The 8,313-nt window shown below is 72.4% G+C and carries 8 protein-coding genes; 5 read left to right on the top strand and 3 right to left on the bottom strand.

Features of this window, described 5'->3' with window-relative positions; translation table 11 throughout:
• The 4 genes from GUI43_RS04300 to GUI43_RS04290 form a co-directional block, all read left to right on the top strand.
• A partial coding sequence (locus GUI43_RS04300) for an SCO7613 C-terminal domain-containing membrane protein (RefSeq protein ID WP_428842199.1) occupies nt 1-968 on the top strand: 968 nt, incomplete at its 5' end.
• A gap of 137 nt (nt 969-1,105) precedes the next feature.
• Nucleotides 1,106-2,155: a fatty acid desaturase family protein gene (locus GUI43_RS04295; protein ID WP_112583637.1), complete on the top strand. Its 1,050-nt coding sequence runs from the start codon at nt 1,106-1,108 to the stop codon at nt 2,153-2,155.
• A gap of 160 nt (nt 2,156-2,315) precedes the next feature.
• On the top strand, nt 2,316-2,609 hold the full coding sequence (locus tag GUI43_RS34215) for a 4a-hydroxytetrahydrobiopterin dehydratase (protein ID WP_112676987.1): 294 nt from the start codon (nt 2,316-2,318) through the stop codon (nt 2,607-2,609).
• Nucleotides 2,606-3,760 (top strand): FHA domain-containing protein, encoded by a 1,155-nt coding sequence (locus GUI43_RS04290; protein WP_181541694.1) that lies wholly within the window; start codon nt 2,606-2,608, stop codon nt 3,758-3,760. The genes GUI43_RS34215 and GUI43_RS04290 overlap by 4 nt, the downstream gene beginning before the upstream one ends.
• A gap of 53 nt (nt 3,761-3,813) precedes the next feature.
• On the opposite strand, the gene rocD is transcribed toward GUI43_RS04290, so the two are convergent.
• The 3 genes from rocD to GUI43_RS04275 form a co-directional block, all read right to left on the bottom strand.
• Nucleotides 3,814-5,028, bottom strand: a complete 1,215-nt coding sequence (rocD, locus tag GUI43_RS04285) for an ornithine--oxo-acid transaminase (RefSeq protein WP_211326639.1) — start codon at nt 5,026-5,028, stop codon at nt 3,814-3,816.
• Nucleotides 5,028-5,843 (bottom strand): dimethylargininase, encoded by an 816-nt coding sequence (gene ddaH / locus GUI43_RS04280; RefSeq protein WP_181518433.1) that lies wholly within the window; start codon nt 5,841-5,843, stop codon nt 5,028-5,030. Before ddaH ends, rocD begins: the two co-directional genes overlap by 1 nt.
• Nucleotides 5,844-6,187: 344 nt before the next feature.
• Nucleotides 6,188-7,099 carry a DMT family transporter gene (locus tag GUI43_RS04275; protein ID WP_249037646.1) on the bottom strand — a complete coding sequence of 304 codons (912 nt, stop codon included), beginning with the start codon at nt 7,097-7,099 and terminating at the stop codon, nt 6,188-6,190.
• Nucleotides 7,100-7,446: 347 nt separating this feature from the next.
• On the opposite strand from GUI43_RS04275, the gene GUI43_RS04270 reads away from it, so the two are divergent.
• Nucleotides 7,447-8,256, top strand: a complete 810-nt coding sequence (locus tag GUI43_RS04270; RefSeq protein WP_112698037.1) for an Fpg/Nei family DNA glycosylase — start codon at nt 7,447-7,449, stop codon at nt 8,254-8,256.
• Nucleotides 8,257-8,313: the final 57 nt, after the last annotated feature.

Raw genomic sequence — 8,313 nt, 5'->3', positions numbered from 1 at the left:
CCGGTGATCAGGGCTCGGCGCTCGGCAGTCGTGGGGTCGAGCGTCACGGAGTGGTCCTCACCTGGGCGGGTACGGGGACGCTCGCGGCCCAGGGGGCGTTGCTGGTGGCGGCGGTCGCGGTCGCCGCCGGGGCGCGCCGGTTCGAGGTACGGGTCGCCGGTTGTCTCGCCGCCGTGGGCGCGGCGTCCGCGTTGGCGGTGACCGCCCCGCTCGCCGCTGGGCTGCCGTTGCGGGCTGCCTCGTACCCGCTGTTGGCGGTGGCCGCGTTGGTGCTTGCCGCCGCGGCGGTCATCCCGGCGCGGGTCCGGCTGGGACGGGTGCTGGACGCCACCGCGCAGGCTGTGGCGCTGGTGGCGGCGGTGCTCGCCGTCGAGGCGGCCCGGCACCTCGCCACCGTCTGCGTGCTCTGGGGTGTCGCAGTGGCGCTGCGACTGCTGCGCCGGGGCGAACCGGCCGGTCGGCGGTGGACGTTCGCCGGGATCGCCGCCGGCAGCGAGTTGCTCGGGGCCTGGGTGCTGCTGGCCGCCGGTGGGGTGACAGTGCTGGAGGCGTACACCCTGCCGGCCGCGGCGCTCGCCGTCGGAGGGGGTCTGTTGGCGCTGCGTACCCGGCCGGGGCTGACCAGCTGGCCGGCCCTCGGCCCGGGGCTGGTCGCGGCGTTGCTGCCCAGCCTCGTGTCGGTGCTGGCCGGGGCGGACCCGCAGCCGTGGCGGCGACTGCTCCTCGGCGCGGCGGCGACCGGCGCGGTGCTGGCCGGCGCGACCCGCCGGTGGCAGGCGCCGGTGCTGCTCGGCGGCGGGGTGCTGACGCTGTTGGCGCTGCACGAGCTGGCCCGGGGGTGGGATCTGCTGCCCCGGTGGATCTACCTGGGAGTGGGCGGGCTGGCGCTGGTCGGGCTCGCCGCAACGTACGAGCGGCGGCGACGTGACCTGGCTCGACTGCGCGCCGCGGTGGGTCGACTGAGCTGAGTCGAACCAATGGGGGGTAGGGCCTGCCCTACCCCCCATTCGGGGGTTGTCGGGTTTACTCACCGCTACTGCGATCGGGAGACTTGACATTAAGCCCGAACCACCCCGGTACGGGCGCAAGCGGAACGGGAGCAGCGATGGCGCTCGGAGCGGTGGCGGAACCGCCGGTACGACGGCGAGGCAGTGACTACGCACAGTTGTCCCGACGGATCAGCCAGGCGGGCCTGCTGGAGCGGCGCCCCGGCTGGTATGTCACCCGCATCGTGCTCACCCTCGGTGCGTTCGTGGCCGGCTGGGTGGCCGTGTTCCTGCTCGGTGACTCCTGGTGGCAGCTTCCGCTCGCGGCCCTGATGGCCGTGGCCACCACCCAGGTCGCGTTCCTCGGTCACGACGCCGGGCACCGCCAGATGTTCCGTCGGCGTGGCCCCAGCGAGGTGGTGGGGCTGTTCGCCGGCAACGTGGCGGTGGGGATCAGCTACGGCTGGTGGGTCGACAAGCACAACCGGCACCACGCCAACCCGAACCACGAGGACGAGGACCCGGACGTCGGCGCGGGGGCCCTGGTGTGGACGCCCGAGCAGGCGTTGGAGACCAGGGGGTTCGGCCGTTGGATGGCTCAGCGGCAGGCGTACTTCTTCTTCCCGATGCTGCTGCTCGAGGGTCTGAGCCTGCACGTGGCGAGCATCAAGGCGATCGTCGGCCGGGAGGACGGCAAGTACGCCGTCCCGATGCGGCACCGGGCGGTCGAGGCGGCGTTGCTCGTCGCGCACACCGCCGCCTACGTGGCGCTGCTGTTGGCGGTCATGTCCCCGGTCAAGGCGCTGCTCTTCGCCGTCGTGCACCAGGCGCTGTGGGGCCTCTACATGGGCTGCGCGTTCGCGCCGAACCACAAGGGCATGCCGATGCCGACCGCCGAGGACGAGCTGGACTTCCTGCGTAAGCAGGTGCTGACCTCCCGCAACGTGCGCGGCAGCCGGCTGGTGGACACCACGCTCGGCGGTCTCAACTACCAGATCGAGCACCACCTCTTCCCGAACATGCCGCGCGCCAACCTGCGCCGGGCCCAGCCGATCGTGCGGGCCTACTGCGTCGAGCAGGGCATCCCGTACGCCGAGACCGGGCTGGTCGAGTCGTACCGGCAGGCGCTCGGTCACCTGCACGAGGTGGGGCGGCCGCTGCGCGGCTGAACAGCACGGCCGCTGCGCGGCTGACGCGATACTGATCGGCGGGGCGGCATCTGATGATGCCGCCCCGCCGTCGCGTTTCTGGCCGGCACCGCCGGCAGGAGACCCTGGGCTCGAGGGAGCGCGTCCGGTCAGCCAGCCGTCCCACCGGTAGGGTCTGGTCATGGCAGACCTGCTCACCGCGGACGCGGTGCGAGAAGAGCTGAGCCGGTTGCCCGACTGGTCGGGTGACCCGACCGGCATCGGTCGTACCGCGCAGCTCGGCAGTTTCCCGGCGGCCATCGCGGTGGTGGACCGGGTGGCGACGGTGGCCGAGGAGCTCGACCACCATCCCGACATCGACATCCGATGGCGGACCCTGACCTTCCGCTGTGTCACGCACTCGGCCGGTGGGGTCACCCACCGGGACATCGAGCTGGCTCGGCGAATTGACGACATCGTCCGGAGTGCGGCATGAGATTCGAGATCAGCAAGGTTCTGGATGCCATCGAGGGTCGGGTCTGCACGGACCCGTCACTGGCCCGAGCCGTGGTCGATCTGGCCGAGGTGATCCGCTACCAGGACATCGACGGTGGTCGGCCGGCCAGCCTGCTCCGCCTCGGCATGGTCATCGACGCGCTCTCCCGCGAGTTGGAGGAGGACAGCGTCCAGGTCTACGCGGTGGTGCACCGGGCGTTGCTCTCCGACGCCGACCTCACCTCAAACGAGCGGATGGTCGTCCGCCGCTGGGCCGACGACGGGCTCGTCGAGGTGCTCGACAACCCGGGTGACCGGATGTTGGAGGTCGCCGACCTGCTCGGTCTGCCGGTGCTCAGCCGGGTCCGCTTCGACGGGTTGCGCGGGCGGTTCCCGTGGCTGGTCGAGCAGCCCGGTCGGGTGGTCGCGCCGGTGCCGGGCGCCGGCGGGCCGGTGTTCATCGCCCACGTCGGTGGTGGGCACTCGCCGGTGGCCGGCAAGCGGTCGCCGACCGGCGTCAAGCTGCTGGCCCGCCAGTGGCGCTGCCCGGAGTCGGGCTGCGCGCTGTTCGGCGGTGGCGGTGGGGGTGGCGCGTTCGCCGACCTGGCCGGGGGCGCAGACCGCAGCCCCGCAGCGCAGCCGCCGCCCGCCCTGCGCAACGGCGTGCCGACCTGCCCGCGGCACGGCGTACGGCTCGGTGACGGCGGCCCGCGTCCGCGTACCGAGGTGCTCGCGGTGCGCGTCGGCGGCCTGGTCCGGCGGCGGTTCGTGCTCAGCGAGGAGCAGCCGATCGTGGCCGGTCGGGCTCCGGAGCAGGACGGCGGGATCATGCTCGGGCAGTGGCTCAACGACGAGGCCCGTCGCTGGATCAGTCGTGGTCACGTCCGCTTCGAGCTGCGGGTCGGCGAGGTCATCGTGACCGACGTCAGCACCAACGGCTCCGGCATCCGCCCGGCCGGTTCGATGGCCGAGTCCGACCGGATCCCGCTGGCCCCGCAGCAGTCCCGGGTGCTGGGCGAGAACGACATGGTGGAGCTGTATCCGGGGGTGCAGATCGGTCGGGCCGAGGAGTTGCCCACCGGCGCCCCGTTCACCCCCACCTCGGTGATGGCCGAGGCCCCGACCATGGCCATGCGCCTACCCCGCCCCTGACACGAAAGGCGGGCGCCGGAACCCCGACGCCCGCCTTTCACCACGTTCCCGGGTCAGCCGGCCAGCACCTCGGCCAGCTGGGTCACCGCCAGGTCGATCTCCTCCTCGGTGATCACCAGCGGCGGGGCGAGCCGGATGGTGGAGCCGTGGGTGTCCTTGGCGAGGACTCCGCGCGCGGCGAGCCGCTCACACGCCTCCCGACCGCTCATCAGCGCCGGGTCGATATCCAGACCGGCCCACAGGCCACGGACGCGTACCCCCACGAGGCCCTTGCCGACCAGCCCTTCCAGGCCGGCCCGCAGCCGCTCACCCAGCTCGGCCGAGCGGCGCTGGAACTCGCCGGTGGCCAGCAGCCGGACCACCTCGATCGCCACCGCGCAGGCGAGCGGGTTGCCGCCGAAGGTGGAGCCGTGCTGGCCGGGCTTGAGCACGCCGAGCACGTCGGCGTTCGCGGCCACCGCGGACACCGGCACGATGCCGCCGCCGAGCGCCTTGCCGAGCAGGTACATGTCCGGCACCACGCCCTCGTGGTCACAGGCGAAGGTCGCGCCGGTACGTCCCAGACCCGACTGGATCTCGTCGGCTATGAACAGCACGTTGCGCTCGGTGCAGACCTGGCGTACACCCGGCAGGTAACCCTCCGGCGGCACCACCACACCCTGCTCGCCCTGGATCGGCTCCAGCAGCACGGCCACTGTGTTCTCGTCGATCGCGGCGGTCAGCGCGTCCAGGTCGCCATACGGCACGACAGTGAACCCCGGGGTGTACGGCCCGAAGTCGGCGCGGGCGTCCTCGTCGGTGGAGAAGCTCACGATGGTGGTGGTCCGCCCGTGGAAGTTGCCCTCGGCGACCACGATGTTGGCCTGCCCGGCGGCCACGCCCTTGACCTGGTAGCCCCACTTGCGGGCCACCTTGATCCCGGTCTCCACCGCCTCGGCGCCGGTGTTCATCGGCAGCACGAGGTCCTTGCCGCACAGCTCGGCCAGCTCCCGGCAGAAGTCGGCGAACTGGTCGTGGATGAACGCCCGGCTGGTCAGCGTCAGCCGGTTCAGTTGGGCGTGCGCGGCGGCGATCAGCTGCGGATGCCGGTGGCCGAAGTTCAGCGCCGAGTAGCCGGCCAGGCAGTCCAGGTAGCGGCGGCCGTCCACGTCGGTGAGCCAGGCGCCCTCGGCGGACGAGATAACCACCGGCAGCGGGTGGTAGTTGTGCGCAGTCCAGCGCTCGGCGTCCCGGACCGCTCCCGGCGTACGCAGCTTGTCATCCACTATCACTTGCTTGCCTTTCCCTGACGGAGTCGCAGCGTGCAGCACTTCGGTCCGCCGCCGGCCTTACGTAGCTCGGACAGGTCGACCCCGATGGTCTCGTAGCCCCGGTCGCGCAGCTTGGCGGCCAGGTCGGTGGCCTGCGCGGGCAGCACCACGTGCCGCCCGTCGCTGACCGCGTTCAGCCCCAGCACCTCGGCGTCGGCCATGGTGGCGTGCACCGCGTCGGGGAACAGCCGGCGCAGCACAGCCTGGCTGCCCGGGGAGAACGCCTCCGGCAGGTACGCCACGGTCCGCTCGTCGAGCACTGTCAACGCGGTGTCCAGGTGGTAGAAGCGCGGGTCGACAAGCTGCATGGTGATCACCGGGTAGCCGAAGACCTCCTGCAACTGGGCGTGTGCGGCGTGCGCCGTGCGGAAGCCGGTGCCGGCCAGCAGGTGGTCACCGGCCAGCAGGACGTCGCCCTCGCCCTCGTTGACGTGCTTCGGGTCGTACATCTCGAAGCCGGCGGCCTCGAACCAGGCCCGGTACGCCGGCGCCTCGTCGGCGCGCTGCGGGTCGCGGAACTGCACGGCCATCGCCTTGCCGTCGATCACGGTGCCGCCGTTGGCGGCGAAGACCATGTCGGGCAGGCCGGGCACCGGAGTGATCTCCTCGACGGTGTGGCCCAGGTCAAGGTACGTCTGGCGCAGCTGCTCCCACTGCCGGACGGCCAGCGCGGCGTCGACCGGCGCGCTCGGGTCCATCCAGGGGTTGATCGCGTAATCGACGGCGAAGTACGTCGGCCGGCACATCAACAGGCGCTGGCTGGTGGCGTCCATCGTCATTGTCCTGCTCCCAGGGGTCGGGCGCGCCCGGCCACCGTGGCCCACGGGCTGGCGCCGTTGCTCAACGGTATGCGGCGTCAGCGGCAGGATCCACCACCGAGAGTTGCGCAGACCGAATATTCGTTGCGTCTGGGCGCTCTCCAACTGTGAATCATTGCGTTGGGGCCCACCTGGGGCGGGAGTTGTGTTTCGGGCCTGGCCCCGGAAACACTTCAGGGGCGGCGAACCGCCGCCCCTGAAAGGGTGTCGCCCGGCCGGTGAACCACCGGATGAGATCGGGCTGCCGGCGAACCGCCGGCTGTTCGCCGGTGCATCACCGGCGAGCGGAACAGTGCCCGCTAGAAACGATCCACAAACTGTGAGTCAAGCCACTCTCGGAAGCGCGGCACCCAGTCGCCGTCGGTGGTTGGCCAGTCGAACTGGCCGGTCATCGCGAGCACCCCGATCACGACCGCGGCCAGCCCGATCAGCACGCCGAAGAGCGCGTCGGTCTTGCCGGCGACATGCCGACGACGGGTGGCCATCAGGCCGAGCACCGCGAGCACCGCACCGAACGCGCCGAGCCCGATGCCGTACCCGGCCAGGGTGCCGGTCAGCACGAACATCGCGCCGGCGACCGACACGATCAGGCCGAGGGTGGCGAGCAGGCTGGCCCGCGGCTTCGGGCCACGCGTCACCGGCGGCTCGGGCGTGCTCACGCCCGGGGTCGGGTCGACCGGGCGGTCGGTGGTGACCCGGTCGGTGGTGTCCGGCCGACGGGTGGTGCTGTCGGGGTCGGCGTCCCGCTCGGCGGCGCGCGCCGTGGTCGGGGCGACGGTGGGCCGGGACCCGGTCTCCACCTTGTTGGCGGTGCCGGTGCGGGGCTCGGGTGTGACCGGGCTGGTCGTGCCGTTCACCGGCTCGGGTGCGACCGGCCGTGCCGTGCCGCCGTTCACGGGCTCGGGTGCGACCGGGCGGGAAGCGGTGCCCCGCGACTCGGTCTCCACCGGTCGCGCGGTGGCGGCTCGGGCCACCGCCGCCCGCTCGTTGGCCCGCCGCTCGGCCTCGCTGGTCTGGCCGCCGGTCGCGCCGGCGCTGCGGTACGTCGTCTGGTCGGCGTCCCGGTCGGTGACCACCGGGCGGCCGACGCTGTCGTCGGACTGACCGGTCTCGGTGACCGGGGTGTCGCGGCCGTCAACGCGGCCGTCGAGGTTCTCGTCCCGCGTCGGTGCCGGCTCGGACCGGCGGGACAGCGAAGGAATCCTGACCACTACACACCTCCTGATGAATGCGTGGTGGCCGACGGAAAGGGTGGCACCCACGCGGTGTCGGCCCTCAAATACCCACCTGGGCGTTTCCTGACACCAATCCTGGGTACGGCCGCCGAGACCGGCCTTGACCGGCCCTGGTCCCGGTTGGGTCCGGCCTTGATCGACTCGCCTTCCTGGAAGTCGGGGTGTCCCGCTCCTTGCAACACCGCGGTTTCCTGGAGCCCGAGTCGATCAACGCCGCAGGGACCGAGTGGATCGACGTGGCGAGGGCTGGGTCGGTCGAGGCGGCGCTGGGCCGAGCCGATCAGCGCGCTCCCATCGGGCGGGGCTGGCTATCCTTGGCACCTGTGCCAGAGGGACACACGATCCATCGCCTGGCGGCCCGGCACGCCGAGTTGTTCGCCGGGGACAAGCTGCACGTCGCCAGCCCGCAGGGCCGCTTCGCCGAGGGTGCCGCCCGGCTCTCCGGGACGGTGCTGGAAGGCACCGAGGCGTACGGGAAGCACCTGCTGCACCACTACGCCGGCGAGCTGACGTTGCACGTACACCTCGGGTTGTACGGCAAGTTCACCGACGGGCCGGGGGAGCCGCCGGAGCCGGTCGGGCAGGTGCGACTACGGCTGGCCAGCGACCGGCACTGGCTCGACCTGCGCGGGCCGACGGCCTGTGAGCTGCTCACCCCACCCGAGGTGGCCGCGCTGCGGGATCGCCTCGGGCCGGACCCGTTGCGCGCCGACGCCGACCCGGAGCAGGCGTACGCCCGCATCGCCCGCAGCCCCACCCCTCTCGCCGCGCTGCTGCTGGACCAGTCGGTGGTGGCCGGCACCGGTTTGATCTTCGTGACCGAGGCGCTGTTCCGGGCGGGGCTGCCGCCGACGATGCCCGGCCGACAGTTGACCAGGACCGGCTGGGACGCGCTCTGGGGCGACCTGGTCGGCTTGATGCGGCTCGCGGTCGAGCACGGCCGGATCGACACGGTCCGCGACGCGCACCTGCCGGAGGCGATGGGCCGGCCGGCGCGGGTGGACCGGCACGGCGGCGAGGTGTACGTCTACCGCCGCCCGGGAGCGCCCTGCCACGTCTGCGGCACCGAGGTCAGTCGCGGCGAGTTGGCGGGCCGCAACCTGTACTGGTGCCGTACCTGCCAGGCCGGCTGAACCGCCCTGCCCGTCCCGCGCCCCGGTGCCCGCCTCGCGGCGATCTTGCAGTTTCTG

This window comes from Micromonospora noduli (genome assembly GCF_003264365.1).
GTDB lineage: Bacteria > Actinomycetota > Actinomycetes > Mycobacteriales > Micromonosporaceae > Micromonospora > Micromonospora noduli.
This window is presented reverse-complemented; position numbering and strand designations above follow the sequence as displayed.

Bases quoted from the DNA above. Each gene is read 5' to 3' on its own strand.
- GUI43_RS04295 (WP_112583637.1), top strand. From the start codon at position 1,106: ATGGCGCTCGGAGCGGTGGCGGAACCGCCGGTACGACGGCGAGGCAGT.
- GUI43_RS34215 (WP_112676987.1), top strand. From the start codon at position 2,316: ATGGCAGACCTGCTCACCGCGGACGCGGTGCGAGAAGAGCTGAGCCGG.
- GUI43_RS04290 (WP_181541694.1), top strand. From the start codon at position 2,606: ATGAGATTCGAGATCAGCAAGGTTCTGGATGCCATCGAGGGTCGGGTC.
- ddaH (WP_181518433.1), bottom strand. From the start codon at position 5,843: ATGGACGCCACCAGCCAGCGCCTGTTGATGTGCCGGCCGACGTACTTC.